Annotated in this window: 26 protein-coding genes; 17 read left to right on the forward strand and 9 right to left on the reverse strand. The window is 70.3% G+C overall.

The genetic code is table 11. The features are described 5' to 3' along the window. Positions 1-30: 30 nt before the first annotated feature. Entirely contained in the window at positions 31-1,200 is a 1,170-nt protein-coding gene (gene hutI, locus OG246_RS13415) for an imidazolonepropionase (RefSeq protein WP_266460558.1), read from the forward strand. On the opposite strand, the gene OG246_RS13420 is transcribed toward hutI, so the two are convergent. Together OG246_RS13420 and OG246_RS13425 are read right to left on the reverse strand one after the other, a co-directional pair. Continuing rightward, complete coding sequence (locus OG246_RS13420; protein WP_266464182.1) at positions 1,193-2,713, reverse strand: RICIN domain-containing protein; 1,521 nt, start codon at positions 2,711-2,713, stop codon at positions 1,193-1,195. The two genes, hutI and OG246_RS13420, sit on opposite strands and share 8 nt — an antisense overlap. 337 nt (positions 2,714-3,050) lie before the next feature. Beyond that, positions 3,051-3,956, reverse strand: a complete 906-nt coding sequence (locus OG246_RS13425) for an RNA polymerase sigma factor SigF (protein ID WP_266460559.1) — start codon at positions 3,954-3,956, stop codon at positions 3,051-3,053. Positions 3,957-4,194: 238 nt separating this feature from the next. Here OG246_RS13425 and OG246_RS13430 point away from each other — a divergent pair, with 238 nt between their 5' ends. The 6 genes from OG246_RS13430 to OG246_RS13455 all read left to right on the forward strand — a co-directional run bounded on the left by OG246_RS13430 (position 4,195) and on the right by OG246_RS13455 (position 9,769). After that, complete coding sequence (locus OG246_RS13430) at positions 4,195-4,563, forward strand: STAS domain-containing protein (RefSeq protein WP_266460561.1); 369 nt, start codon at positions 4,195-4,197, stop codon at positions 4,561-4,563. Positions 4,564-4,769: 206 nt separating this feature from the next. Next, the gene (locus OG246_RS13435) at positions 4,770-5,363 is read left to right on the forward strand and encodes an ATP-binding protein (protein WP_266460564.1); all 594 of its coding nucleotides are present in this window, start codon (positions 4,770-4,772) and stop codon (positions 5,361-5,363) included. A gap of 180 nt (positions 5,364-5,543) precedes the next feature. Then, a complete protein-coding gene (locus OG246_RS13440; RefSeq protein ID WP_266460567.1) occupies positions 5,544-6,233 on the forward strand; it encodes an LPXTG cell wall anchor domain-containing protein in 690 nt (229 codons plus the stop codon). A 31-nt stretch (positions 6,234-6,264) separates the two neighbouring features. Continuing rightward, on the forward strand, positions 6,265-7,245 hold the full coding sequence (locus tag OG246_RS13445; protein ID WP_266460569.1) for a hypothetical protein: 981 nt from the start codon (positions 6,265-6,267) through the stop codon (positions 7,243-7,245). A 26-nt stretch (positions 7,246-7,271) separates the two neighbouring features. Then, on the forward strand, positions 7,272-8,405 hold the full coding sequence (locus OG246_RS13450) for a hypothetical protein (RefSeq protein WP_266464185.1): 1,134 nt from the start codon (positions 7,272-7,274) through the stop codon (positions 8,403-8,405). 26 nt (positions 8,406-8,431) lie between these two features. Beyond that, the gene (locus OG246_RS13455; RefSeq protein ID WP_266460571.1) at positions 8,432-9,769 is read left to right on the forward strand and encodes a hypothetical protein; all 1,338 of its coding nucleotides are present in this window, start codon (positions 8,432-8,434) and stop codon (positions 9,767-9,769) included. 76 nt (positions 9,770-9,845) lie between these two features. Here the strand turns inward: OG246_RS13455 and OG246_RS13460 are convergent, their stop codons facing one another. Then, entirely contained in the window at positions 9,846-11,342 is a 1,497-nt protein-coding gene (locus OG246_RS13460) for an oligopeptide:H+ symporter (protein ID WP_266460574.1), read from the reverse strand. A gap of 487 nt (positions 11,343-11,829) precedes the next feature. Between OG246_RS13460 and OG246_RS13465 the strand changes: the two genes are divergently transcribed. Continuing rightward, positions 11,830-12,507, forward strand: coding sequence for a response regulator transcription factor (locus OG246_RS13465; protein WP_037748267.1), 678 nt, complete (start codon positions 11,830-11,832; stop codon positions 12,505-12,507). 45 nt (positions 12,508-12,552) lie between these two features. After that, positions 12,553-13,830: an ATP-binding protein gene (locus tag OG246_RS13470; RefSeq protein ID WP_266460582.1), complete on the forward strand. Its 1,278-nt coding sequence runs from the start codon at positions 12,553-12,555 to the stop codon at positions 13,828-13,830. A 9-nt stretch (positions 13,831-13,839) separates the two neighbouring features. On the opposite strand, the gene OG246_RS13475 is transcribed toward OG246_RS13470, so the two are convergent. Further along, entirely contained in the window at positions 13,840-14,391 is a 552-nt protein-coding gene (locus tag OG246_RS13475) for a GtrA family protein (RefSeq protein ID WP_266460584.1), read from the reverse strand. Between the two features lie 218 nt (positions 14,392-14,609). Between OG246_RS13475 and OG246_RS13480 the strand changes: the two genes are divergently transcribed. The 4 genes from OG246_RS13480 to OG246_RS13495 all read left to right on the forward strand — a co-directional run bounded on the left by OG246_RS13480 (position 14,610) and on the right by OG246_RS13495 (position 18,765). After that, on the forward strand, positions 14,610-15,749 hold the full coding sequence (locus tag OG246_RS13480) for a 5-(carboxyamino)imidazole ribonucleotide synthase (protein ID WP_266460587.1): 1,140 nt from the start codon (positions 14,610-14,612) through the stop codon (positions 15,747-15,749). Continuing rightward, the gene (gene purE, locus OG246_RS13485; protein WP_266460589.1) at positions 15,746-16,309 is read left to right on the forward strand and encodes a 5-(carboxyamino)imidazole ribonucleotide mutase; all 564 of its coding nucleotides are present in this window, start codon (positions 15,746-15,748) and stop codon (positions 16,307-16,309) included. Before OG246_RS13480 ends, purE begins: the two co-directional genes overlap by 4 nt. A 5-nt stretch (positions 16,310-16,314) precedes the next feature. Continuing rightward, positions 16,315-17,499 carry a dipeptidase gene (locus tag OG246_RS13490; protein ID WP_266460592.1) on the forward strand — a complete coding sequence of 395 codons (1,185 nt, stop codon included), beginning with the start codon at positions 16,315-16,317 and terminating at the stop codon, positions 17,497-17,499. A gap of 123 nt (positions 17,500-17,622) precedes the next feature. Continuing rightward, positions 17,623-18,765, forward strand: coding sequence for a dipeptidase (locus tag OG246_RS13495; RefSeq protein WP_266460594.1), 1,143 nt, complete (start codon positions 17,623-17,625; stop codon positions 18,763-18,765). On the opposite strand, the gene OG246_RS13500 is transcribed toward OG246_RS13495, so the two are convergent. Both OG246_RS13500 and OG246_RS13505 read right to left on the reverse strand, forming a co-directional pair. Beyond that, the gene (locus OG246_RS13500) at positions 18,766-19,152 is read right to left on the reverse strand and encodes a VOC family protein (protein WP_266460597.1); all 387 of its coding nucleotides are present in this window, start codon (positions 19,150-19,152) and stop codon (positions 18,766-18,768) included. Positions 19,153-19,169: 17 nt separating this feature from the next. Further along, positions 19,170-19,529, reverse strand: coding sequence for a VOC family protein (locus OG246_RS13505; RefSeq protein WP_266460600.1), 360 nt, complete (start codon positions 19,527-19,529; stop codon positions 19,170-19,172). A 92-nt stretch (positions 19,530-19,621) separates the two neighbouring features. Between OG246_RS13505 and OG246_RS13510 the strand changes: the two genes are divergently transcribed. After that, complete coding sequence (locus OG246_RS13510; protein WP_266460610.1) at positions 19,622-20,122, forward strand: CGNR zinc finger domain-containing protein; 501 nt, start codon at positions 19,622-19,624, stop codon at positions 20,120-20,122. A 117-nt stretch (positions 20,123-20,239) separates the two neighbouring features. On the opposite strand, the gene OG246_RS13515 is transcribed toward OG246_RS13510, so the two are convergent. After that, a complete protein-coding gene (locus OG246_RS13515; protein ID WP_266460617.1) occupies positions 20,240-21,583 on the reverse strand; it encodes a UDP-glucose/GDP-mannose dehydrogenase family protein in 1,344 nt (447 codons plus the stop codon). 189 nt (positions 21,584-21,772) lie between these two features. Between OG246_RS13515 and OG246_RS13520 the strand changes: the two genes are divergently transcribed. Together OG246_RS13520 and OG246_RS13525 are read left to right on the forward strand one after the other, a co-directional pair. Continuing rightward, entirely contained in the window at positions 21,773-22,930 is a 1,158-nt protein-coding gene (locus OG246_RS13520; RefSeq protein WP_266460620.1) for an acyl-CoA dehydrogenase family protein, read from the forward strand. 130 nt (positions 22,931-23,060) lie between these two features. Continuing rightward, on the forward strand, positions 23,061-23,408 hold the full coding sequence (locus OG246_RS13525) for a four-helix bundle copper-binding protein (RefSeq protein WP_266460623.1): 348 nt from the start codon (positions 23,061-23,063) through the stop codon (positions 23,406-23,408). Between the two features lie 94 nt (positions 23,409-23,502). Here the strand turns inward: OG246_RS13525 and OG246_RS13530 are convergent, their stop codons facing one another. Further along, positions 23,503-24,774 (reverse strand): LCP family protein, encoded by a 1,272-nt coding sequence (locus OG246_RS13530; RefSeq protein WP_266460625.1) that lies wholly within the window; start codon positions 24,772-24,774, stop codon positions 23,503-23,505. A gap of 120 nt (positions 24,775-24,894) precedes the next feature. On the opposite strand from OG246_RS13530, the gene OG246_RS13535 reads away from it, so the two are divergent. Continuing rightward, on the forward strand, positions 24,895-25,443 hold the full coding sequence (locus OG246_RS13535) for an acyl-CoA thioesterase (protein WP_266460627.1): 549 nt from the start codon (positions 24,895-24,897) through the stop codon (positions 25,441-25,443). Positions 25,444-25,479: 36 nt separating this feature from the next. Here OG246_RS13535 and OG246_RS13540 read toward each other — a convergent pair whose 3' ends face one another. Next, positions 25,480-26,940 (reverse strand): LCP family protein, encoded by a 1,461-nt coding sequence (locus tag OG246_RS13540; protein WP_266460629.1) that lies wholly within the window; start codon positions 26,938-26,940, stop codon positions 25,480-25,482. Positions 26,941-26,965 lie beyond the last annotated feature (25 nt).

Genomic DNA, 26,965 nt, shown 5'->3' on the forward strand with positions numbered 1-26,965 from the left:
CGCAGCCCGAGCCCCCACGAGGACATCGCCATGACCACCGTCATCACCAACATCGCCAGCCTGGTCACCAACGACCCCTCCCTCGGTGACGGTTCCCCCCTCGGTCTGATCCAGGACGCGGCCGTCGTCATCGACGGCGACCGCATCGCGTGGACCGGTGATTCAAGAGAAGCACCCGCCACTGACAATCGGGTCGACGCCGGCGGCCGGGCGGTGATCCCGGGCTTCGTGGACTCCCACTCGCACCTCGTCTTCGCGGGCGACCGCACGCAGGAGTTCAACGCCCGTATGTCGGGCCGCAGCTACACGGCCGGAGGCATCCGCACCACCGTCGCCGCCACCCGCGCCGCCTCCGACGAGGACCTGGAGCGCAACCTCACGCACTACCTCCGCGAGGCCCTGCTCCAGGGCACCACCACCTTCGAGACGAAGTCGGGCTACGGCCTCACCGTCGAGGACGAGGCACGGGCACTGCGCATCGCGGCGGCGCACACCGACGAGGTCACCTACCTCGGCGCGCACATCGTCTCCCCGGACTACGCCGACGACCCGGCCGGCTACGTGGCCCTGGTGACCGGCGAGATGCTCGACGCCTGTGCCCCGTACGCCCGTTGGGTCGACGTCTTCTGCGAGAAGGGCGCCTTCGACGGCGACCAGGCCCGCGCGATCCTCACGGCGGGCAAGGCGAAGGGCCTGCACCCGCGCGTCCACGCCAACCAGCTCTCCTACGGCCCCGGAGCCCAGCTCGCGGTCGAACTGGACGCGGCGAGCGCCGACCACTGCACGCACCTCACGGACGCCGACGTGGACGCCCTGGCGAGCGGCAACACCGTGGCGACCCTGCTCCCAGGCGCCGAGTTCTCCACCCGCGCCGAGTGGCCGAACGCCCGCCGCCTGCTCGACGCGGGCGTCACCGTGGCCCTCTCCACCGACTGCAACCCGGGCTCGTCCTTCACCTCGTCCGTCCCGTTCTGCATCGCGCTGGCGGTACGGGACATGGGCATGACCCCCGACGAGGCCCTCTGGTCGGCCACGGCCGGCGGAGCCCAGGCCCTGCGCCGTACGGACATAGGCCGCCTGACCCCGGGCGCCTACGCCGACCTGGCGATCCTCGACGCCCCGAGCCATGTCCACCTCGCCTACCGGCCGGGCGTTCCCCTGGTGTCGCAGGTCTGGCGGCGCGGGGCTCCGGTCACCTAGCGGTGGAACCGGCCAGCCACCGCTGGTCGTCGCGGCCCTGGTCCCGGGCCAGCGCAAGCCGGTCGCCGTACGGCGTGACCACGTGGTCCCGGGCGATGTCCGGGCGGATCGTGCCGCGCGAGTCCACCGTGAAGTGCAGGTTCTTGCCGTTGGGCTCGTAGTCGTCGGCGGCCGCGCACTCCCAGATGCCGACACCCCTGTCCGTGGAACCCCGGCTGTCCAGGCAGAAGCGGTCGTCGGCGTACGACTGGAGGACGCCGCGGCCGGCGTCGACACGCCACATCTGGGTGCGGGACGAGGTGCAGCGGGCCGTGACGACGTCCGTGCCCAGGTCCATGACTCCGTCGCGGATGTCGAGGCAGAGCCCCGAACCGGCGTTCACGACCTGGGCGTAGGTGCCGTTCGGGGGGTGCGGAGTCGGCGACGGCTTCGGCGTCTTCGAGGGTGTCGAAGTGGGCCTGGTAGACGGGGACTTGGTCGTACGACTGGGCGACGGAGAGGGAGACGGAGACAGGGACGCGGACGGCGACGGAGTCACCGACACCGTCGCGGTCACCGTGACCGGGGGCGGCGCCGCCGGCGTGCTCACCGCGCTCGCCGCCTCCTTCGGCTCCGATCCGCCCGAGGTCAGCAGGAACAGCAGCAGCGGCGCCACCGCGACGCCGAGCGCGGCCGAGGCGAGGACGAAGCGCCGGGAAGGCGGCCACGAGGAGGACGCCGGACTCCGGGCGGGAACCGTCTCGCCCCCGTGGCCCATGACGTACGCGGCGCCGCCCCACGGCAGCAGCCCCTCGGCCAGCGCCGTGCGCGGAGTGTCGCGCAGGGCGCCCAGCTCCTCGTAGGCGGCGGCGCAGTGCGCGCAGTGCGTCATGTGGGCGTTCAAGTCGGGGCTGTAGCGCGGGTTCTCGGGGTGCGCCGCCTCCTCGATCAGCCGCCGGAAGTCCTGGCAGCGCGGGTTGCCGGAGCGGGCGAGGCGGGTCTTCAGACAGGCCTGGCGCAGGGCCTGGAACGCGGGCTGCTTGCCGTACGCCACGTCCTGCGGCACGGCCCCGAGGAGAGCGGTGGTCCTGGCGTCGGGCTCCTCGTCGACGACGCCGTACCAGATGAGGCCCTGGACACGGCTAGGGAGCGACTGGAACGCGTCGAGCATCGGCGGGACGGGCCCGTCGGGGCTGCTCGTCCGGCGGAGCAGGGCGAGCAGACCCGGATCGAGGCGGCTCGCGCGATGGTCCAGGGGCGCGGCCCAGGAAGCGGCCACCCGGCCTGCCAGGAGCAGCAGTTGGTGGCGCCAGGGCCCCGGCGGGTCGATGCCGCGTGCCGTGTCGCGGGCGGCGAGCGCGAAGGCCTGCGCGGTGAGCTGCCGTGCGGCGGACTCGCCGACGGTGCACAGACGGGCGTACGAGAGGACCGCGGGCCGGTGCCGCAGGCGCAGTTCGCGCAGCGCCGGATACGCGGTCGGGGTGTCGGCGCGCAGCAGTTCGGTGAGCTGCGCGTCGGATGCCGTGGAGTACATGCCACTCCCGGCGTCCTGGGAGTCGTACCCGCCGTACCCGTCATCCCCGCCGCGCCCGCCGAAGCCGCCGTCCGCGCCGTACCCGTCTTCTCCGTCGGTCCGGCCGGCCCCAGCCATCCCCGTGCCTCCTCGCACCCCGTGCTCTCCGCCCGCCGGTGTCCTGGAGTACCGGCGGGTACGGGGGTGCCCATCGTGGTGGAAGGCAACCTGTGGGGAAAGAGGTTTCCCGGGGTAACCGCGGCCGCTGCCAAGCTGTAACCAGGTCGGGCGCCCCGGTAGTTGGGGGCGCCCGACCTGGTTACAGCTGTCGCACGCGGCCGGTGGCCGCGGGGGACCGTCACTCTTCGACGGTCAGCCCCTTCCGCAGCCGCACCAGCGTCCGCGAGAGCAGCCGGGAGACATGCATCTGGGAGATGCCGAGTTCGTCGCCGATCTCGGACTGGGTCATGTTGGCGACGAAGCGGAGGGCGAGGATCTGCCGGTCGCGGGACGGGAGTTCGGCGATCAGCGGCCTCAGCGATTCCACGTACTCGATGCCTTCGAGCCCGTGGTCCTCGTAGCCGATGCGGTCCGCGAGCGCGCCCTCGGAGTCGTCCTCCTCGGGCTGGGCGTCCAGCGAACTGGCCGTGTACGCGTTCGAGGCGGCCATGCCTTCGACGACCTCTTCGTTGGAGAGGTCCAAGCGCTCCGCCAGCTCTCCCACCGTCGGCGCGCGATCGAGTTTCTGGGCGAGTTCGTCGCCCGCCTTGGCCAGGTCGAGGCGGAGTTCCTGCAGCCTGCGCGGTACGCGCACCGACCACGACGTGTCGCGGAAGAAGCGCTTGATCTCGCCGACGATCGTCGGCATCGCGAAGGTGGGGAACTCGACGCCGCGGCTCATCTCGAAGCGGTCGATCGCCTTGATCAGGCCGATGGTGCCGACCTGGACGATGTCCTCCATCGGCTCGCTGCGGGAGCGGAACCGAGAGGCGGCGAACTTGACCAGTGCGAGGTTGAGTTCGACCAGCGTGTTGCGAACGTACGAGTATTCGTAGGTGCCTTCTTCGAGGGACTCCAGCCGCTCGAAGAGTGTCTTGGACAGGGCCCGGGCGTCCACCGGCCCCACCTGGTCGTACGGGGGGATCTCCGGAAGGCCTTCTAGTCCGTCGGGTTTCCCGATGAGTCGCGGGTGTTCCGGCGGGGGAGCCGACGTCGCCGTCTGGGTATGCGATTCGTCGAGCCGGGGTGACATGGTGTCCTCCATCGTTCTCGGCATATGGCCGCCGATGCCAATGCGTGCACTGCGGTGTGCGGCGCCTCCAAAGCCGGTCGTGTCGAAAAGGTGTCTCTACTAGCCCTACCCGCTCCCGCGCGGTTGTTGCAAGTGTGCTTACTTGTGAAATGTCCGTTTAATGGCGGTTGTTCGGGTGTCGGGGTGTGTAGAGAAGGCGTAGTGTTCGAGTGCCTACATCAGCAGTCACGACGCTCAGGAGAGAGACGGCATGGACCGCGGGACGGTCGGCAGCGCGCAGTCGGGTCGGCTTCTTGTCGAAGTGCGGACAGAGGGCCTCAGTGCCGTCGTGACCCCCGCGGGTGAGCTCGATCACCACACGGCCGATTTGTTGCGTGAACCACTCGACGCATGCCTGGAGAAGGGGTACGCCCGCCTGGTCGTCGACTGCTCGCGCCTCGAGTTCTGTGACTCCACCGGACTCAATGTGCTGCTCGGCGCCCGGCTGAAGGCCGAGGCCGCGGGTGGCGCGGTCCATCTCGCCGCGATGCTGCCGGTGGTGGCCCGGGTCTTCGAGATCACCGGGGCGGAGGCCGTCTTCACGGTCCACGACAGCCTCGCCGCGGCCCTGGCCGTCTAGGCGGACCGGGTGGATCGCGTCACAGTGATACCCCAGTTGTCCCTGCGTGATCGGCGGGTTACGCGCGTCACGGGTTTCGGGTCGAATAATTGGGTGTTCGGACGGTTCGGTCGGGCAGGAGACTTTCTGACTGCGTCCGCCGCCGCAACGTACTGAGTAGTGAAGTCTTGAATTGTGAATGGGTGAATCGGTGAGGTGAAGCGCTGATGAGCACCACCCGGCCCTACCCGCCGGGAGACCGCGGCCCGGAGTCGGGCGACGGCGGCGCTTCCGCGGTGTCCGGCACCGGCAGTGGCATCGACAGTGGCAGTGGTACCGGCACGGGCAGTGCCACTGACACGGACACCGGCAGTGCTACTGCGACCGGCACCGGCAGTGCCACCGGCACCGGCCGCCAGGCCCGCCGCCTCAGCTTCGACGGCCAGAGCGGTGTCGTGCCGCTCGCCCGCGACTTCGCCCGCCAGGCGCTGCACGCGTGGGGCTGGCTGCCCGCCGCGACCGCCGACCGCCGCGCCGCCGCCGAGGACGTCCTGCTGGTCGTCTCCGAACTCGTCACCAACGCCTGCCTGCACGCCGAGGGTCCGGAGGAACTCCGGATCGCCTGCGACAACAAGGTGCTCCGCGTAGAGGTCTCCGACCGCGGCGCAGGACAGCCCGCCCCGCGCACCCCGCACCGCGCCGGGCGCCCCGGCGGCCACGGGATGTTCATCGTGCAGCGACTGTGCCTGGACTGGGGAGTTGTCCGCACTCCGGGGGGCGTGGGCAAGACCGTCTGGGCCGAACTCGGGGCACCCGCATAGCGCCTGGCGACTCCCACCTTGTGTTACCCCGGGTTCGAACCCCCATTCGCGCCTTTCCCGTACGTCATCGAACGCGCGCCGGATCTCCTCACATCCGGCGCGCGCTTTGTCTTCCCTCCACAAGTCCCCGGGCGTACCTTGACGGCCGATCTGATGTTCCGTCAGGAATGAGGCCCCGAGGTGTCGTACCGGACGTACCAGAAACGAACCGCCGCGCTCGCGTTCGCCGCGGCCCTGGCCGGCTCCGCGGTGCTGATGGCCGCCCCCGCCGCCCATGCCGACGTGGTCGACGTCAACTACGAGTGCAAGACACCGATCGGTGACAAGAGTGCTGTGTCGCCCATCGACATCAAGAGCGTCAAGAGCGGCAGCGGCTACAAACTCACCATGTCCTGGCAGAAGGGCGTCTCGTCCAGCCCGGTGGAGCTCGGAAAGGGCTCGATGAAGCCGAGTGCCGTGATCAAGCTGGGCGGTGCGGACACGGGGACGGTGGCCGTGAGCGGTCCGGCCAACGCGGCCGCGATCCCTGCCAACACCCCCATCAAAATCAGTGACTTGAGCGGTACCTACACGCCGAAGGAGACCGGCAAGGTCACCTTCACCGCGGGCGTGCTGACCATCAAGGCGCTGGGCACCACGACCACCTGCACCCCTTCGAACAGCCCCAAGCCCTCGCTCACCCTCGACGTCACGGCCGCGGGCGGCGGTTCGGGCGAGACCCAGAGCGGCTCGGACTCCGGCGGCGAACTCCCGCAGACCGGCCCCGAGGACTCGGCGATCGCCCTCGGCACGCTCGGCGGCACGGTCCTGCTCGCGGGCGCGGCGGGTGTGCTGTGGCTGACGCGCAGGAACCAGGCGGTACGCCGCTGACCGGCCCTCGTACGACAAGCAGGAGCCGCTGATGCCGTACGCACTGCCCGCCGCCCGCGTCCTGGGCCTGACCTTGCTGTTGCTGGGCATGGCACCCGTGGCCGTGGCCGACGACGGCTGGTCCGTGGTGCCGTCCGCGAGCGCGCCGGAGGGCCGGCCGTACGTCTACGCGGAGGGCGCGCCCGGCACGGTCCTCCAGGACTCGGTGTCCGTGCTCAACCCGGGCGCGCAGCCGCTCACGGTCCGACTGCGCGGCGCGGACGCGGACAACACGGCGGGCGGCGGGTTCACGATCCGGGAGAAGCCGACGGACGCGGGCGCGTGGATCAACTTCGCGGGGAAGGCGGACGGACGGCGGGTACCCGTACGGGAGCTGTCCGTACGCGTCCCCGCGCACACCCGCGCCGACGTCCCCTTCACGCTGAGCGTCCCGGCGGGCGCGTCGCCCGGCGACCACCCCGGCGCGATCGTGGCGAGCGGCGACGGCGGGCGGACCTCGGCCGTCCGGATCCAACTGCGGGTGGACGGACCGACGTTGTCCGCGCTCACCGTCGAACACGTCACGGTGGGCGCGGGGCGCATCTCGTACGAGCTGGTCAACCGGGGCACCACCGCCCTCACCCCGCGCCTCGCCGTCCACGCCGACGGCGCCCTCGGCGAGGTCCTCGATCGCGCCCCGCGCACCCTCCCCGTCGAACTCCTGCCGGGCCGCCGCGTCACGCTCAGCGAGCCGTGGCCCGACACCCCGGCGCTGGACTCGGTCGAGGTACGGCTGACGGTGACGGCGGCGGGCGGGGCGCGCGACACGGGGGCCGCGTCGGCGACGTTCGTGCCGTGGGGCGCGGTGGCGGGGGCCGGGGGCGCGCTCGCGACGGTCGCCGCGTTTCTCGTCGTACGGCGTCACAGGCGTCGTCCGCCGGGCGGAGTACGGCGTCACGGGCATCGCACGCCCGGCGGTGAGGCGTGCGAACAGCCGCGTGCGGAAGTCGAGTTGACGGGAGCGGTGTCGTGAGCGGTGTCGTGGGCGGCAAGGTGCGGATGACGGTGCTGGCGGCGGTGCTCGCGCTCCTCGTGCTGCCCCTCGCGGGGGCTCCCGCGGTCGGCGCGGAGAAGCCCTCCGTCAAACTGTCCAAGTCCCAGGCCGGGACGGGGGGTTCGATCACCGTCACCGGCAGTGGATGGCGGCCGAAGACGTTGCTGATGATGCTGATCTGCGGCCAGTCGGTGCCGTCCCGGGGTGTGATCGGCGGCACCAACTCCTGTGCCAACGCCGACGGCCGGGCCGTCACCACCGACGCGAAGGGCGACTTCAGCAAGGAGCTGCCGGTCGCCGAACCGCCCGAGCCGTGCCCGTGCGTGGTGCACGTCGCCACGGTCACGGGGGAGAAGGCGGAGGCGGACGCCATCTTCATGGTCGCCGGGCACTCGGTCGAGCCGCTCCCCGAGGAGGAGAGCGGCGGACGGCTCTCGGTGCTCACGGACACCCGGCTCGACGGTTCGAGCGGGCTGCTCACCTCGTTCGGCGCCCCGCCCTCCCGCACGCTCGTCTTCACGGTCGGCAACGTCGGCACCGCCGCCGTCAAGGACCCCGTCTTCCAAGTCGGCACCTCCCACGGTGTGTTCGCCCCGACGTGGGAGGAACAGCAGTGGCGCGGCACCGTCGAACCCGGCAAGAAGGCGCAGATCGAACTCCCCGTCGAACTCGCGGCCGGGGCACACGGCGACTACACGGTCTCGCTCAAGTACGGCGGGAAGATGCTCGCCGAGCAGCCGTGGGGCGTGGGCCGCCCCTGGGGCGTGACGCTGTTCTGGATCCTGCTCGCCGTGGTCGTGCCGGCCGCGGTGTTCCGTATCGGCATGGCCGTGGTGGACCGGCTGCGGCCGCGCAGGCCGTACCGGCGCAGCGGCAGTGGCCGTCGGCGCGGCCTGCGGCTGCCCGAACTCACCCTGCGCATGCCGAGGTTGAGCATGCCGTCGGCCACGAAGGCATCGACGGCACCCGAATCCCGTACGACCTCCACCTCGGCCTCGACTCCGACTCCGGCCCCGGCTTCGACGCGGACCCTTCCGTGGTTCACGCCGGACAGCGATCCGGGGATCCCGGCGGCCGGTCAGCTCTCCGCACCGCAAGAGAACAGTCCTACGACTCCCACGAGGAAGGGCAATACGTGAGTACGCAACGGAGAGTGGCACCAACGGTGGGGCGGAGAGCCGGCGCGGCCGGGATCGCGCTGGTACTCGGCGGCGCGGGCATCCTGCTCGGGGTGGCCGCGGCACCGGCGCAGGCCGCCGAGGTGTCGTACGCGACCAAGTGCATCCCGCCCGCGGCCTCGGGCCTCGACCCCGTCGAGGGCACCACAAAGGTGGAGATCACCGCACCGGCGACGGCGAAGGTGGGTGACGAGGTCGAGATCGTCTGGAAGTTCACGCAGGCCGCCTCGAAGAACCCCGACCTCATCGACCTGCCGGAGGACTCGGTCAAGCCCACCGGAACCGTCAAGGCGGCCGGTGCGCAGACCGCGGACGTCCCGATGGAGGGGCCGCAGGAGAACCCGGCGATACCCAAGGGCGGCGACATGGTGCTGTCCGACATGACGGGCAAGGTCACGCTGACGACGGCGGGCGAGGTCACGCTGACCCCGGACGCGTACACCATCACCGCCTACTCGACGGACACCGTGTGCACGCCCCAGGAGGCGGTGCCGGCCGCGGCGACGATCACGGTGACGGACGACGGGGGCGGTACGACGACCTCGGGCGGGACGACCACCGACGGCGGGACGACCACCGACGGTGGCACCACGACCACCGATGGCGGCACGACCACCGATGGCGGCACGACGACCGGCGGCACCACGACCGGTGGCTCGACCTCCGGCGGCGATGACGGTCAGACCGACTTCGAGGGCAAGACGGTGACCACGTCCTTCGCCTGCACCTCGCCGGGACCCGAGAAGATCGAATCCACGGCGACGATCAACGCCAAGAAGAACGGCGGGAGTTACGATCTCACGGTGAAGACCGCCGAGGGCGTGATGGACAGCCCCGCACCGCTGCCCGCGGGCGCGCTGAAGCCCTCCATGGTTATCACGGTCGGCGGTGACGACAGCGGCTCGCTGGAGGTCGAGGGCCCTGCCAACAAGGAGGCCCTCAACGCGGGCGACCCGGTCTCGCTCGAGGACATGACGGGCACGTACAAGCCCGGAGCGGACGGCAAGGCCACGCTCAGCCCGGGCGATCTGACGATCGTCGTGACGCTGAGCGCCGGGGCCGACCCGATCACGATTCCCTGCAAGGCGACAAAGACCGGCGTCTCACTGGAACTCGACGTCGAGAAGCAGGACGGCGGCGTCTCCGGCGCGACGACGTCGGGCTCCGATTCGTCCTCGTCCTCGTCTTCTTCTTCGAGTGGCGGCCTGGCCGAGACCGGCGCGAACGACAACGGCGGGCTCCGGGCCCTCGGCCTGGTGGCCGGCACCGTGATCCTGCTCGGCGGCGCCGTCTTCACCTTCATGCCCCGTCGGCGCGTGCGCTGAGCCGACGCGGGAAAACCCGAAGGGCCGCCGCACCACTCGGTGCGGCGGCCCTTCGTACAGAAGCCTCAGGCGTACGTCAGCGGACGTTGCCCATGAGTTCCTTGACCTTGTTGCGGTACATCCACACCGCGACACCGGCGACCACGGCGAGCGTGGCCTCCAGGGCGACGATGCCCATCTTGTTCAGGTCGACCCCGGCGATGGAGAGCAGACCGGTCGTGGCGTCACCGGCGGTGACGGCCAGGAACCAGACGCCCATCATCTGGGAGGCGTACTTCGCGGGCGCCATCTTCGTGGTGACGGAGAGGCCGACCGGGGAGAGCAGCAGCTCACCGACGGTCTGCACGAAGTAGATCGCGACCAGCCACATCGCGGCGGCCTTGTGACCGCCCTCGGCGATGGACAGCGGAGCCAGGAAGAGGAAGAACGACGCACCGACCAGCACGAGTCCGGACGCGAACTTCACGATGGTGCTCGGCTCCTTGCCGCGCTTGTTGAGCGCCAGCCAGAACCAGGCGAAGACCGGCGCGAGCGCCATGATCAGCACCGGGTTCACCGACTGGTACCAGGAGACCGGGAACTCCCAGCCGAAGACGGTGTTCTGCGCCGAGCCGTCGGCGAAGATCGACAGCGTCGAACCGCCCTGGTCGTAGATCATCCAGAACACGGCCGCGGCGACGAAGAACCAGATGTAGCCGGACATCTTCGACTGCTCGGCGCGGTCCAGGTCCTTGTCGCGCTTGATCCGCACCAGGACCATGATCGGGATGATCACGCCGAGCAGGGTCAGCGGAACCAGGACCCAGTTCAGCGTGTAGTGGCCGGTGGTGCCGACGATCGCGTAGAAGACGACGGCGATGCCCGCCCAGATCGCGGCCTTGCGCAGCGTCGAGGACTTCTCCGCGGCGGAGAGCGGCGTCGGCACGATGGTGGAGCGCTCGGCGAGGTTGCGGCTGCCGATCAGGAACTGGCCGAGGCCGAGCGCCATGCCGAGCGCGGCGAGCGCGAAGCCCAGGTGCCAGTTGACGTTCTCACCGATGGTGCCGATGATCAGCGGCGCGGCGAAGGCGCCGAGGTTGATGCCCATGTAGAAGACCGTGAAGCCACCGTCGCGGCGCGGGTCGTCCGGGCCGTCGTAGAGGTGGCCGACCATCGTGGAGATGTTGGCCTTCAGCAGACCCGAGCCGATCGCGACCAGGCCGAGACCGGCGTAGAAGGTGCCCGACGACGGCAGCGCCAGCGTCAGGTGGCCGAGCATGATGATTCCGCCGGCGACGGCGACGGTCTTGCGGGGACCCCAGACCCGGTCGCCGAACCAGCCGCCGGGCAGGGCGAGCAGGTACACCATCGACACGTAGACGGAGTAGATCGCGGTCGCGGTGGCCACGCTCAGGTGCAGGCCACCCGGTGCGACCAGGTACAGCGGGAGCAGAGCCCTCATGCCGTAGTAGGAGAAACGCTCCCACATCTCGGTCATGAAGAGAGTGGCCAGTCCCCGGGGGTGGCCGAAGAAGGTGCGTTCGAAACCGGGGGTGCCCGGGTTTGCCGAACCCTTCGTCAGGCTGGACGCCATGGTCGTTCCTTGCTGGTCGGGACGCGCGGAAGTGGGGTTGCGCGCCCGGTGGGGGCGGCCGGCACCGGCGGGTTCCGGCCGTCCGTCCCCACGCCCACGGGGAGTCCGCTCCGGATTGCGAAGCGGCGGAGGCCGACCACCGGGATCCACGCCCGCGCGCTTTGACGCGCTCGGGCCCGGCCACAGGTCATTCCTTTCAAGGCTGGCGAATACCAGCCCGCACATAAAAGAGACCTTCAGCGTCAAATGCCCGCCAAAGGTCCCTGCAGTGCTACAGGCGTCTGGTCACCATACGACATGTCAATGCCGCATATGGAAGGACTTGAGAGATGGATCACAGGCGGTAATGGAACCACAGGAACCTATTCGAAGGTGTTTATCAAGATCGCCCCTCGCAGTCGCAGGTCGGTATCTCCAGGGCCGTAGGTAAGAATCACGGATGCCGATCACCCCGCGAGTGTCGTCCGCGGCGGACTACCATCACCCCATGACCCGTGTACTGCTCGCCGAGGACGACGCGTCCATCTCGGAGCCACTGGCCCGTGCCCTGCGCCGGGAGGGCTACGAGGTCGAGGTGCGCGAAGACGGACCCACCGCGCTCGACGCCGGCATCCAGGGCGGCATCGACCTGTGCGTCCTGGACCTGGGCCTGCCCGGTATGGACGGCCTGGAAGTGGCCCGCCGGCTGCGTGCCGAGGGGCACACCGTCCCCATCCTGATCCTGACCGCGCGCGCCGACGAGGTGGACACCGTCGTCGGCCTCGACGCGGGCGCCGACGACTACGTCACCAAGCCGTTCCGGCTCGCCGAACTGCTCGCCCGCGTACGGGCCCTGCTGCGGCGCGGTGCCGCCGAGCCCCAGCAGCCGCCGGCCACGCACGGGGTGCGCATCGACGTCGAGTCGCACCGCGCCTGGATGGGCGACGAGGAACTCCAGCTCACCGCCAAGGAGTTCGACCTCCTGCGGGTCCTCGTCCGGGACGCCGGACGCGTCGTCACCCGCGACCAGCTCATGCGCGAGGTCTGGGACACCACCTGGTGGTCCTCCACCAAGACCCTCGACATGCACATCTCCTGGCTCCGCAAGAAGCTCGGCGACGACGCGGCGAACCCCCGCTACATCGCGACGGTACGAGGCGTCGGATTCCGCTTCGAGAAGAGCTGACGGAGCCCTCCCGCCAGGCTCCAAGCAACCCGCCCGGAGGGCACCGTGCGTCGCCGTCTCATCCAGTCCACCCTCGCCGTGGTGCTCGTAGTGATCGCCGTCTTCGGCGTCTCCCTCGTGATCGTCGAGACGCGGACGATCGGCAGCAGCGCCCAGGAGAGGGTGGAGTCCGAGGCGCTCCGACTCGCGAGCATCGTGGACAGCCGGATCATCGGCCATGAGGACATCACCGCGGAGATCCTGAAGAACCAGGTCACGGACGAGCGGTACGCCGTGATCAGGATCCCGGGCCGGGAGCCGATCGAGATCGGGACCAAGCCCAGCGGTGAGGTCACCCACTACACGTCCAAGGGCGAGGAGGGCGAGACGGTCACCGTCCTGGAGCCGCGCTCGTCCGTGACGAAGGAAATCGGCCGTACGCTGCTGATCATCGCGGCGGTCGCCCTGCTCGCCATCATCGCCGCCGTCCTCCTCGCCGTACGCCAGGCCAACCGCCTCGCCTCCCCGCTCACCGACCTCGCGGAGACCGCGGAACGGCTCGGCTCCGGCGACCCCCGCCCGCGCCACAAGCGGTACGGCGTCCCGGAGCTGGACCGCGTCGCGGACGTCCTGGACGCCAGCGCGGAGCGCATCGCACGGATGCTCACGGCGGAGCGCCGGCTCGCCGCCGACGCCTCCCACCAGCTCCGTACGCCCCTCACGGCCCTCTCCATGCGCCTGGAGGAGATCACCCTCACCGACGACCCGGACACGGTGAAGGAGGAGGCGACGATCGCGCTGACGCAGGTCGAGCGGCTCACGGACGTCGTGGAGCGGCTGCTCACCAACGCCCGCGATCCGCGCACCGGCTCAGCAGTCTCCTTCGACCTCGACGAGGTCATCAAGCAGCAGCTGGAGGAGTGGCGCCCGGCCTACCGCAGTGCGGGCCGCGCCATCGTCAGCTCGGGCAAGCGGCATCTGCGGGCCGTGGGCACCCCGGGCGCGGTCGCCCAGGTCCTTGCCGCGCTCATCGAGAACTCCCTGATGCACGGCGGCGGCACCGTCGCCCTGCGCACCCGCGTCACCGGCAACCAGGCCGTCGTCGAGGTCACCGACGAGGGCCCCGGCGTTCCCCCGGACCTCGGCGCCCGCATCTTCGAGCGCACGATCAGCGGCCGCAACTCCACGGGGATCGGCCTCGCCGTCGCCCGTGACCTCGCGGAGGCCGACGGGGGCCGTCTGGAGATGCTCCAGGTGAAGCCGCCGGTGTTCGGCCTGTTCCTGTCCCGTACGCCCTTGAAGAAGCCGCCGACGGGCGAGGAGCCGGAGCCGACGGTCAGGTAGCGGTAGGGCTCAGCTCACGTGCTGTGCGGGCCTGGGGCGCTGCTCGGGCCCGGGCTCGGCTTCGAGGAACGATTCCGCACTGGCCACCGCCTCCCGCGCGGGCAGCGTACGGAACACCCAGGTGCGGTACGACCAGAAGCGGAACAGGGTCGCGACGCCGATGCCCAGGAACTTGAAGACGTTGCTCTGCAGCGGGCTGTCCCAGCCGAAGCCGTACGTCGCCATGTAGAGCACGCCGTTCTCGATCACCAGTCCCACCGCGCTGAACAGCAGGAACAGCGTCAGTTCCTTGGTGCGGCCGCCCTTGTCCCGGTCACGGTACGTGAAGTAGCGGAACCCGACGTAGTTGAAGATGATGGCCACGACGGTGGCGATGACACTGGCCCGGACGACCTGCAGACCGGTCCCGTGGCGCACCAGGTTGAACACGAGCAGGTTGACGAGCAGCCCCACCCCGCCGACCGCGCCGAACTTGACGACCTCTCGGAAGAGCCGGTCGAAACGACGGCGGACCGCGCCGCGAGGCTGCTCGGTATGGAGCCCCGAAGAACCACTGCCCATGGTGTCGCCAGCCCCCGTAGGTTGCCGTCAGTCGGATATATCAACTCAGCCATGCTAACCAGCGGTCCTCGGCATCGCCTGTGTGTACAGACTCACAGGTAAGAAAAATGGCCGCCACCGTGGGCATCTCGATGCGGAATTACCGGCTTGTCGACGTGGAGACACCGGCATACCGGTGCGGAAACCGGCCGCCGTGGCGTGGCCGATACTCTTGGAGCGTGACGTTCCCGGTAGTCGGCATGGTCGGCGGGGGGCAGCTCGCTCGTATGACACACGAGGCGGGCATCCCGCTCGGCATCAAGTTCAAGCTCCTCAGTGACACCCCTCAGGATTCCGCGGCGCAGGTCGTCAGCGATGTCGTCATCGGCGACTATCGCGACCTCGACACGCTGCGTGAGTTCGCGCGGGGCTGCGACGTGATCACCTTCGATCACGAACACGTACCCACCGAGCACCTGCGTGCCCTGGAGGCGGACGGCATCCCCGTCCGCCCAGGGCCCGACGCACTCGTGCACGCCCAGGACAAGGGCGTGATGCGCGCGAAGCTCGACGAACTCGGCGTGCCGTGCCCGCGGCACCGGATCGTGAGCGACGTCGACGACGTCGCCGCCTTCGCGGCCGAGGGCGACGGTTTCCCGGTGATCCTGAAAACCGTCCGCGGCGGCTACGACGGCAAGGGGGTCTGGTTCGTCCGCTCCCTCGAAGAAGCGGCCGACCCCTTCCGCGCCGGAGTCCCCGTCCTCGCCGAGGAGAAGGTCGACTTCGTGCGCGAACTCGCGGCGAACGTCGTCCGCTCGCCGCACGGCCAGGCCGTCGCCTACCCCGTCGTCGAGTCCCAGCAGGTCGACGGCGTCTGCGACACGGTGATCGCCCCGGCCCCCGGTATCGCGGAGGAGCTGGCCCTCCAGGCCGGCGAGCTGGCCCTGCGCATCGCCAAGGAACTCGGAGTCGTCGGCCACCTCGCCGTGGAGCTCTTCGAGACGCGCGACGGCCGCATCCTCGTCAACGAACTGGCCATGCGCCCGCACAACTCGGGCCACTGGACCCAGGACGGCGCGATCACCTCCCAGTTCGCCAACCACGTACGGGCCGTCCTCGACCTCCCGCTCGGCGACCCGCGCCCCCGCGCCAAGTGGACGGTCATGGCCAACGTCCTGGGCGGCGACTACCCCGACATGTACTCCGCGTACCTGCACTGCATGGCCCGCGACCCCCAGCTGAAGATCCACATGTACGGCAAGGACGTGAAGCCCGGCCGCAAGGTGGGCCACGTCAACACCTACGGCGACGACCTGGACGACGTACTGGAGCGCGCCCGGCACGCAGCCGGATATCTGAGAGGCACGATCACCGAATGACCGACCGCGTTGAACCCGCTGCACCAGGCAACCCCGTCGCACCTCTGGTGGGCATCGTCATGGGATCCGACTCCGACTGGCCCGTCATGGAGGCCGCCGCACAGGCCCTCGACGAGTTCGAGATCCCGTACGAGGTGGATGTCGTCTCCGCGCACCGCATGCCGCGCGAGATGATCGCGTACGGCGAGCAGGCCGCCGACCGCGGGCTCAAGGCGATCATCGCGGGCGCGGGCGGCGCAGCCCACCTGCCCGGCATGCTGGCGTCCGTGACGCCGCTGCCGGTGATCGGCGTCCCGGTCCCGCTGAAGTACCTCGACGGCATGGACAGCCTGCTCTCCATCGTGCAGATGCCGGCCGGTGTCCCGGTCGCGACCGTCTCCGTCGCAGGCGCGCGCAACGCGGGCCTCCTTGCCGCCCGGATGCTCGCCGCGCACGACGAGGAACTCCTCGCCCGGATGCGGGAGTTCCAGCAGGAGCTGAACGAGCAGGCCACCGAGAAGGGCAAGCGGCTGCGCACCAAGGTCGAGGGCGCGGGCAGCGGCTTCGGCTTCGGGAAGTGACGCCGATGACCTCCGCCTCGCTCGCGCAGGCCCGCGAACTGCTCGCCGAGTTCCCTGTCGTCGACGGTCACAACGACCTCCCCTGGGCGCTGCGCGAACAGGTCCGCTACGACCTCGACGCCCGCGACATCGCCACCGACCAGAGCGCGCACCTGCACACGGACCTGGCGCGGCTGCGCGAGGGCGGGGTCGGCGCCCAGTTCTGGTCGGTGTACGTCCGCTCGGACCTGCCGGGAGCGGTCACCGCGACGCTCGAACAGATCGACTGCGTACGGCAGTTGATCGACCGGCACCCGTCCGTCCTGCGCGCCGCGCTGACCGCCGCCGACATGGAGGCGGCGCGAGCGGAGGGCCGTATCGCCTCGCTGATGGGCGCGGAGGGCGGCCACTCGATCGACAACTCCCTCGCCACACTGCGGGGGTTGTACGCGCTCGGCGTCCGCTACATGACCCTCACCCACAACGACAACATCGCCTGGGCGGACTCGGCGACGGACCACCCCGCCGTCGGCGGCCTGTCGTCCTTCGGCCGTGAGGTCGTACGGGAGATGAACCGCGAGGGCATGCTCGTGGACCTCTCCCACGTGGCCGCCACCACCATGCGCGACGCGCTCGACACGACCGCCGCGCCGGTGATCTTCTCCCACTCCTCCTCCCGCGCGGTGTGCGACCACCCGCGCAACATCCCGGACGACGTCCTGGAGCGGCTGCCCGCCAACGGGGGAGTGGCGATGGTGACGTTCGTACCGAAGTTCGTCCTCCAGGCGGCGGTCGACTGGACGGCCGCGGCCGACGAGAACATGCGCGCCAACGGCTTCCACCACCTCGACACGACCCCCGAGGGCATGAAGGTCCACCGCGTCTTCGAGGAGTCCAACCCGCGCCCCGTCGCCACGGTGTCGACGGTGGCGGACCACCTGGACCACATGCGCGAGGTCGCCGGGATCGACCACCTCGGCATCGGCGGCGACTACGACGGCACGGCGTTCACCCCGGACGGCCTGCACGACGTGTCCGGCTACCCGAACCTCATCGCGGAGCTGCTGGACCGCGGCTGGTCCAAGGCCGACCTGGCCAAGCTGACCTGGCAGAACGCGGTACGGGTGCTGGGCGCGGCCGAGGACGTCGCCCGCGACCTCCAGGCGCGGCGGGGACCGTCGAACGCGACGCTGCAGCAACTGGACTGCTGACACCTCCGGAGCGTGCCCGGTGGGTGGGGCGTACCCCCAAACGCCCCACCCACCAGGAAGCGCCCCGGCCTCCGTGGAACGGTGGTGGTACTGCGATCACCGTCCACCCAACGGAGCCCTGTCATGGCAGACCTGCAGGACGAACTGCACACGACCGCTGAGGTGGGCAAGCTGGACCGGCCGGCTGCCTGGCCGGAGCCCGAGCCGCTGCCGCTCGACACCAGTGACCTCGAGACGGCACCCGAGCCCGAGCCCTCGGGCGACCCGCTGGAGCGGGCCCACGCCTTCCTCGCCGGCCACCCCGTCGCCGACGGCTACAGCGGTCTGCCCTGGGCGCTGCGCCACCTGCCCTGGTTCGACCTGGAGCTGGGGGAGAGCGCGGTGGACACGGATGTGCCGCGGATGCGGGAAGGGCATGTGGGCGCCCTGTTCTGGTCGCTGCACCTGCCCGAGGGGCTCGCCGGGGACCGTGCAGTCGGAGCCACCCTGGAGCAGCTCGACCTGGTGCATACGGTGGTCCAGGCCCACCCCGAGGGTCTGCGCATGACCCGCAACGCGGCGGACGTCACCGACGCCCAGCACTGCGGCCGCGTCGCCGTGGTACTCGGCCCCGCCGGAGCCGGCGCGCTCGGCGACTCGATGGGCATCCTGCGCTCCATGCACGCGCTCGGCCTGCGCGTCCTCACCCTCTCCGGCGCTTCCTGGGCGAGCGAGGCGGGCCTGACCCGGTTCGGCGAGGAGGTGCTCCGCGAGATGAACCGGCTCGGCGTGCTCGCCGACCTCTCCGGCACCTCGGACGCCACGATCGCCCGCGCGATGGCCGCGTCCAAGGCCCCGGTCCTGTTCACCCGCTCCGCGGCCCGCGCCCTGCGCCCCCACCCGGCCAACCTCCCCGACGGCGTCCTCGCCGAACTCGGCGCCGCCAAGGGCCTGTGCCTCGTCCCGCTCACCGCCGAGCAGACGGGCCCCTCCGTACGGGACGTCGCCGACCACCTCGACCACGTCCGCGCCCTCGCAGGCCCGGAGTCCGTCGGCCTCTCGGGGACCTACGACTCCGGAACCGCGCACCCCCAGGACCTCGCCGACGCCTCCTGCTACCCGCACCTGATCGCCGAACTCCTCACCCGCGGCTGGTCCGAGACCGACCTCGCCCTGCTCACCTGGGGCAACGTCCAACGCGTGCTGCGCAGCGCGGACTTCACCGCCCGCGCGGCCCGGCAGCGCCGCGAACCCTCGTCGGCGAAGATCGCGGAGCTGGACGGATAGCTACGCCGGGTCGATCCGGCAGAGGCAGAACGGATGCCCCGCCGGATCGGCGTACACCCGGAAGTCCTCCTTGTCCTCCTGGTGCAACAGCCGGGCGCCGAGCGCGAGCACCGCCTCCTGGGCGGCTTCGAGGGCCTCCCAGGTGCTTCCGGCGTCGAAGTCGAGATGGAACTGCTGCGAGTTGAGGTCGGCGCGCGGCCACTCGGGCGGGACGAACCCCGGGGCCCGCTGGAACGCGAGCCGTGGCCCGTCCGGGATCTGCAGGACGACCCACTCGTCGTCCTCGCCCCAGGGGGTGCCGCCCAGCACCCCCGCGTAGAACGCGGCGAGCGCGCGGGGGTCGGGGCAGTCGAGTACGACGGACCGCATACGTACGACAGGCTCCACAGCAATCTCCTTCGGGCTCAGCATGCGCAGAGGCAGAACGGGTGCCCCGCCGGATCGGCGTACACACGCCACCCGCGCGACCGGTCCTCCGCGTCGAGTGTCCGCGCCCCGAGCGCCAGCACGCCCTTCTCGGCCGCGTCCAGGTCGGCCACGGTCAGGTCCAGATGGAACTGCTGCGAGGCCTCGCCCGCGGGCCACTTCGGCGGTACGTGTCCGGGGGCGGCCTGGAACGCCAGCGACCGCCCGCCGGGCAGCTTCAGGTCGATCCAGTCCCCCTCGCCCTCGACCGTGCCGCCGAGCACCTCGGCGTAGAACCCGGCGAGAGCGCGGGGGTCGGGACAGTCCAGGACGACGACGCCGAATTCGGCGAGAGCCATGACTTCCTCCCAGGAAGCGTCGAGTTACCCGTAGATCTCATTAAGAGGTAACGGTTACTGCATGCTCCCGCATTGGAGGTAACGTCGCAAGCGTGAATGACAGATCGCCCGCACCCGGAGGCCTGGCCCTGGTCCAGTCCCTGGTGAACACGCTGGACATCGAGACGGGCGCCGACTCGCTGGACGGGGCGGAGGGCCGGGCGCGGTTCGGCGTCCCCCAGGGCGGGCTGGAACAGGCCCGCGAGCTGCGTGAATCCCTGCGCGCGGCCCTGCTCGCCCACGCGGGCCACCCGCCGCACGGCACGGTGACCCCGCTGGGCGAGCTGCTCGCGCGGGCGCACCTGGTGGTCACGGTCGACGCGGGCGACGGCTCGGCGGCCCTCGCCCCGGCGGACGAGGGCCCGCTGCTCTCGCGGGTGGCGGCGGCCGTCGCCCAGGCCCTCGTCGAGGGCACCTGGACCCGACTGAAGGCCTGCGAGGCCGTCGACTGCCACTGGGCCTACTACGACCGCTCCCCGGCCGGACGCGGCCGCTGGTGCTCGATGTCGGTCTGCGGGGCACGCGCGAAGATGCGCAGGTACCGGGCCAAGTAGCCCGTCCGGCCACACCAGGCGGCAGGACGGTGGAGAATGTGCGACGACGCCGATCCGGCCGACTGAGCCTCGGCCGGATCGGCGTCACCCGACAGCCTCAGTCGGTGGGCCGGAGTCTCAGGCCGTCGGCCGCCCCATCGCGCGGTACGTCCACCCGGCCCGCCGCCACACCTCCGGGTCGAGCGCGTTGCGCCCGTCGAGGATCAGCCGCGTCGTCACGGCCTCGCCAAGCACCGCCGGGTCCAGCTCGCGGAACTCGCGCCACTCGGTCAGGTGCAGTACGACATCGGCGCCGCGCACGGCCTCTATGGCGGAGTCGGCGTACGCGAGCGTCGGGAAGAGCCGGCGCGCGTTGGCCATGCCCTTCGGGTCGTACACCGTGACCTGGCCGCCCTGGAGGTGGATCTGCCCGGCGACGTTCAGCGCGGGCGAGTCCCGGACGTCGTCCGAGTCGGGCTTGAAGGCGGCACCGAGCACGGCGACCCGCTTCCCCAGGAACGACCCGCCACCGAGCGCCTCCCGCGCCAGCTCCACCATCTGCCCGCGCTGGCGCATGTTGATCGAGTCGATCTCGCGCAGGAAGGTCAGCGCCTGGTCGGCACCCAGCTCACCGGCACGGGCCATGAAGGCGCGGATGTCCTTCGGCAGACAGCCGCCCCCGAACCCGATCCCGGCCCGCAGGAACTTCTTCCCGATCCGCTCGTCGTGCCCGATGGCCTCGGCCAGCTTGACGACATCGCCGTCGGCGGCCTCGCACACCTCGGCCATGGCGTTGATGAAGGAGATCTTGGTCGCGAGGAAGGAGTTCGCGGAGGTCTTCACCAGCTCGGCCGTCGGGAAGTCGGTCACCACGAACGGCGATCCGGCGGTGACCGGCGTCGCGTACACCTCGCGCAGCAGCTTCTCCGCCCGCTCACTGCGTACGCCCACCACGATGCGGTCGGGGTGCAGCGTGTCGTTCACGGCGAAGCCCTCGCGCAGGAACTCCGGGTTCCAGGCCAGCTCCGCGTCCTCACCGGCGGGCGCGAGCTCCACGAGCCGGGCGGCCAGGCGGTCCGCGGAGCCGACGGGCACGGTGGACTTGCCGACCACGAGGGCGGGGCCGTGCAGGTGCGGGGCGAGCGACTCGAAGGCGGCATCGACGTACGACATGTCACACGCGTACTCGCCGTGCTTCTGCGGCGTGTTCACGCAGACGAAGTGGACGTCGCCGAACTCCCCGACCTCGGCCCAGTCCATGGTGAAGCGCAGCCGCCCGCTGGACCCCTCGATCCCCGCGACATGCTTGCGCAGCAGCTCCTCGAGACCCGGCTCGTACATCGGGACCTCGCCCCGCTTGAGCATCTCGATCTTCTCGGGGACCACATCGAGCCCGAGGACCTCGAAGCCGAGCTCGGCCATGGCCGCGGCGTGGGTGGCGCCGAGATACCCGGTGCCGATCACGGTGATCTTGAGGGCCATGGGTGTACTCCTGAGGTGTACGGCGGGGTGCGCGCCCGAGCATAACCGGGGCATGCGACGGCCCCTCAACGGGCAACTTTCCCTCTGTCGCCAAGCTCACGTATCCCTGTGGTGAGCAGGCCCCTAAAATTTGGGTTACTTAACGGTAGTTAGCACCATCGTCACAGCATCCTTGGAGCGTGAGAGACCTTGGCCGGATCGGCTGATTTCGACCTGTACCGCCCGTCCGAGGAGCACGACATGCTCCGTGACGCGATCCGTTCGCTGGCTGAGGCGAAGATCGCGCCGTTCGCGGCCGCGGTGGACGAGGAAGCCCGTTTCCCGCAGGAGGCCCTGGACGCCCTGGTCGCCTCCGACCTGCACGCCGTGCACGTACCCGAGTCGTACGGCGGCGCGGGCGCGGACGCCCTTGCCACGGTGATCGTGATCGAGGAAGTGGCCCGCGTCTGCGCGTCCTCCTCGCTGATCCCGGCGGTGAACAAGCTGGGCTCGCTCCCCGTGATCCTCTCCGGCTCCGAGGACCTCAAGAAGAAGTACCTGGGCCCGCTCGCCAAGGGCGACGCGATGTTCTCGTACGCCCTCTCCGAGCCGGACGCGGGCTCCGACGCGGCGGGCATGAAGACGAAGGCGGTCCGCGACGGCGACTTCTACGTCCTCAACGGCGTGAAGCGCTGGATCACCAACGCGGGCGAGTCCGAGTACTACACGGTGATGGCGGTCACCGACCCGACGAAGCGCAGCAAGGGCATCAGCGCCTTCGTGGTCGAGAAGTCGGACGAGGGCGTCTCCTTCGGCGCCCCGGAGAAGAAGCTCGGCATCAAGGGCTCCCCGACCCGCGAGGTCTACCTCGACAACGTCCGCATCCCCGCCGACCGCATGATCGGCGAAGAGGGCACCGGCTTCGCCACCGCCATGAAGACCCTGGACCACACCCGCATCACGATCGCCGCCCAGGCCCTCGGCATCGCCCAGGGCGCGCTGGACTACGCCAAGGGCTACGTCCAGGAGCGCAAGCAGTTCGGCAAGGCGATCGCCGAGTTCCAGGGCATCCAGTTCATGCTCGCCGACATGGCCATGAAGATCGAGGCCGCCCGCCAGCTCACGTACGCGGCAGCGGCGAAGTCCCAGCGCGGCGACAAGGACCTCACCTTCCAGGGCGCCGCGGCGAAGTGCTTCGCCTCGGACGTGGCCATGGAGGTCACGACGGACGCCGTCCAGCTCCTGGGCGGCTACGGCTACACCCGCGACTACCCGGTCGAGCGCATGATGCGCGACGCCAAGATCACCCAGATCTACGAGGGCACGAACCAGGTCCAGCGCATCGTGATGGCCCGCAACCTGCCGTAAAGGCGGATGCGGGGGAGGGGCCTCCCCGAGCCCCTCTTCCGCCTGCCGTCCGATGGCGAGGTCGGCCGGGACGGCGTACGACGGAAGGGCACGGGACCCCGCTCAGGGGCCCCCACCCCCGGGAGAAGTCATGACCCAGACCGGAAACATGACCGCGATGAGCAAGGCGATGCAGGACTGCGTCGAGGCCTGCATGTCCTGCCACGCCGTGTGCGAGGAGACCATGAGCTCCTGCATGCAGATGGGCGGCCAGGCCCAGATGCAGGTCATGCGCGCGCTCATGGACTGCTCCGAGATGACTCGCATGTGCGCCGACATGATGATGCGCCGCTCACCCATGTCGGCCGAGATGTGCGTCATGTGCGCCAAGGCCTGCGACATGTGTGCCGAGGCGTGTATGACGATGCCGGACGACCCCCAGATGATGCGCTGCGCGGAGTCCTGTCGCCGCGCCGCCGAGATGTGCCGCGCGATGTAGTGCGCCTCGATGTGACCTCCGTCTGAAACGAGTGAAGGGCACCCGATGGGTGCCCTTCACTCGTTTCCTGGCTCAGTCGCCCGGAACGCCCGGCTCAGTCGCCCGTGACCGTCACCTTCTCGTCGTTCTTCAGCTCGTTCACCAGCGTCTTGACCTTGGCCTCGTCCCAGACGAGGTTGCCGCCGGTGGAGCCGGAGATCGGCATGTTCATCGACGTGCCGTCGCCGCCGCTCACGCTCTTCATGGCCCAGAACATGTCGGCGAGGTCGAACAGGCCCATGTCCTTGTCGACGATGAGACTGTCGAGGCCCGCGCCCATGGTCGGGTAGAGCTTGAACGGGTTCAGGACGGTGCCCGGCGTCGCGACCTGGTTGGCCAGCGCCGAGAGGAACTTCTGCTGGTTCTTCGTACGGTCGAGGTCGCTGCCCGCGAGCGCGTAGCGGGTACGGACGAACGCGAGGGCCTGCTCGCCGTTGAGGGTCTGCTTGCCCGCCTCGAAGTCGGCGCCGGACTTGGTGTCCTTCATGCCGCCCTTGGGGATCTCGATCTCCACGCCGCCGACCGAGTCGACGATGTCCGCGAAGCCCGCGAAGCCGATCTCCACGTAGTGGTCGATGTGCAGCCCGGTGTTGAACTCGACGGTACGCACGAGCAGTTCGGGCCCGTCCTCCGCGTACGCCGCGTTCAGCTTCACGTGCCGGCCCGTGCCCTTGTACGTCTTGCCGGACTCGGAGCCCACGAAGGTCGGGATCTCGACGTCGGAGTCACGCGGCAGCGAGATCAGCGTGGAGCCGTTGTCGCCGGTGTGCAGGATCATCATCGAGTCCGTGCGCTTGCCCTCGGCGGATCCGGTGTGCAGCGCCTTCTTCTCCTCGGCGGTCATGCCGGCGCGGCTGTCGGAACCGACGATCAGGTAGTTCGTGCCCTCGCCCGCGTCGGGGCGGTCGATGACCTTCGAGAGATCCACGTCACGGTTGAGCTTGGAGTCGGCCCAGAAGTACGTGCTGACGGAGACCACGACGAGCAGTGTGACCAGCGTGATGGCGGTCCACTTGATCCGGCGGCCCCAGTTCGGCGCGCGGCGCGGACCCCGTCCGCCGCCCGGCCCGCCCGGTCCCTGCGGTCCGCCGCCGTTCGGCGTGCCGTAGACCTGGCCCGAGTTGTAGCCGTTGCCGTACTGGTCGTCGTACCCCTGCCCGTCGACGTACGTCGGCTGCTGGGGCACCCCGCCGTACGGCGGCGCGGACGGACCGGGGCCCGGTTGGCCACGGCGGACCTGCCGCATGACGCGCGCGCTCTCGGGCTGCGCGCCGGCGCTGCCGCGTCCGTACCGGTCGTTGCGGTTCTCGTCGGGCCAATCGTTCATGCGGACCAGTGTGCAGTGCCGCACTGTGCGCCATACAAGAGAGTGAGGAGATTCATGCCATGCCTGTTGCAGACCTGATGCAAAGCAACCCTTGTGTGACCCCCGCATAAGGTGGACGCCATGACAGACCAGGCCCCCACCCCGGAATCCGATATTCCGGGCAAGCCCACCTCAGCGTCCCGGACCACCCTCAGCCACATCATGAGCCACAACGACACCAACCTTCTGGGAACGGTGCACGGTGGAGTGATCATGAAGCTCGTGGACGACGCGGCGGGCGCGGTGGCCGGACGGCACTCCGGCGGGCCCGCCGTCACCGCCTCCATGGACGAGATGGCCTTCCTGGAACCCGTCCGCGTGGGCGACCTGGTCCATGTGAAGGCCCAGGTGAACTGGACCGGTCGTACGTCCATGGAGGTCGGCGTCCGCGTCCTGGCCGAGCGGTGGAACGAGTCCACGCCACCCCAGCAGGTCGGCTCGGCCTACCTCGTCTTCGCCGCGGTCGACGCCGACGGCAAGCCGCGACCGGTGCCGCCGGTCCTCCCGGAGACCGAGCGCGACGAACGCCGGTACCAGGAGGCCCAGATCCGCCGCACCCACCGACTGGCCAGGCGCCGCGCGATCATGGACCTGCGTGAGAAGCGCGCGGCGGAGGGTCTGGACGAGTAACGGCACTCACGGTGACGGCGACGGTGACGGTGACCGTTACGGACAAATCACCTGATCCCCCGTAGTCACCCCGAACTCCCCCTGATACGGATCGTCCGCCCGCACCTTCCGCACCCCCTTGAAGTCCGCCCCAGCGGTCACCTTCAGGAGCGGCCCCCGCCCCTTGACCGCGCGCAGTTCGCAGCCGGGCAGGGCGGCCGCGAGGGACTTCGCGGAGCGGTCCCAGCGGGGGTCGTACGAGACGATCGTGCGGCGGAGGGTGCGGTCCTGTGCGGTGACGGGCTGCCGGGTCGTACGGAACCCGGTGGCGGCGAGCGCGCTGTCGACCCGCATGCCGAGGCCCGCCGTGGGCGTCCCGTTCTCGACCTGGACGCGGATCTGCTGCGGGGCCACATCGACGCGCAGGGCGTTGCTGCGGGGCTTGTGCGCCGCGAGCGGCCGGTCGTCGCGCAGGGCCTGGAAGAGCTTCTTCGACTTGACCGGGTCCCACTTGAGCGTCGAGCCGACGCCCTTCACGGCGTATCCCATCTGCCCGATCGGCACGGTCGTGAACTCGGACGAGGAGGGCGAGAAGTCGCGCATCGCCCGCCCGAGGTCGAGCAGTTCGTCCGTGCCGAACCCCTTGTCCGCGCGGACCGAGCCGAGCACGGCCCGGGTGACGTCACGGAACTTCATCGGGTTCAGCAGCACCCCGGACGAGGTGGCCCGTGCGATCAGCGCCGCCAGGAAACGCTGCTGGCGCTGCATCCGGCCGAGGTCGGAGGAACCGTCGGCATGGCGGGAGCGGACGTACTGGAGTGCCTGCCCGCCGTTCAGCCGGTGCGAGCCCGCCGTGAGGTCGAGCCCGGTGTACGAGTCCTTGAGGGGCTTCGTCGTGCAGATCTCGACACCGCCGAGCTCGTCGACGGTCTTCATGAAGCTGGTGAAGTCGACCTCCAGGTAGTGGTCGATCTTCACCCGGGTCATGCTCTCGACCGTGCGCACGGTCAGCTGCGGACCGCCCTCGGCGTACGCCGCGTTGATCTTGATGGGGTGCGAGCCGTGCTTCTTGCCGGTGATCTGGTCGGTGTGCGCGGGCGTCTCGGCGTACGAGTCGCGCGGCAGGCTCACGACGCTGGCCCGCTCCCGGTCCTCCGAGATGTGCACGATCATGATCGTGTCGGTGCAGTGGCAGGGCGCGCCGCCCAGCCGGTACTTGCGCCGCTCCGCTTCCGTGATCTTGTCCCGGCCGTCGGTGCCGACCAGCAGCACGTTCATGCCGTGGCCCGCCTCGGGACGGTTCTTCATGTCCTTGAAGGGGTCGACCCGGGCGATGTCCGCGTCCAGGCTGGTGACCACCGCGTGCCCGATGCCCGCCGCGGCGAGCACCACCACCGAGAGCGTCGTCACCGCCCGCATGGCCCAGCGTGGCTTCTTGCGCCGTACGGGCGGCCGCCGGGCGGGGGAAGACCCCGGTCGGCGTGGAGGGCGTGCGGGGGAGCGGGGCGGCGTGGGCAAGGGGGCACCTCCGCGAAGGCCGGCC

Origin of the sequence: Streptomyces sp. NBC_00620 (assembly GCF_026341825.1) — a bacterium.
Lineage (GTDB): Bacteria > Actinomycetota > Actinomycetes > Streptomycetales > Streptomycetaceae > Streptomyces.